Consider the following 510-nt stretch of genomic DNA (forward strand, 5'->3'; position numbering starts at 1 on the left):
AAAGATCTTCACCGCAATGCGGCGGTCGCTTGGTTGCAACAAAAATCGCCACACCAAGCCATTCATCACGCACAAAAGTCCAACGATAAAGACTTAGTCGTTGAGATTTTGAATGAATTCGGTTGGAAGATGTTCAACCAAGGTGAGTTAAGCACACTCGAGCATGCCATCAATAAGCTGGATGCAGAGCTGCTCTTTAGCCACCCTAAATTGACGATGTTACGTGCATGGTTAGCGCAGAGCCAACACCGATACAATCAAGTTGGCCAATTGCTTGAAGAAGCCGAAGAAGAGCATAAAAAGCGCAACATCGAGCTAGATATCCATTACCAAGGCCAAGCCAACGCGCTGCTTGCTCAGGTCGCGATTAACAGCAACCAACCCGAGAAAGCGCTTGAACTTGCGGAGCTGGCTCTCAGCCAACTAGACAACACTATTTACCGTAGCCGAATTGTCGCGACCTCAGTCGTAGGCGAAGTGAACCACGTGCTGGGTAAACTCGACCGCGCG

The 510-nt window shown here is 49.4% G+C and carries 1 pseudogene; it reads left to right on the top strand.

Annotated features, from left to right (window positions below):
• Positions 1-510 (top strand): annotated as a pseudogene (locus R7Q46_RS30525) (transcriptional regulator MalT); the annotation flags it as partial.

This window comes from Vibrio sp. 811, assembly GCF_033339195.1.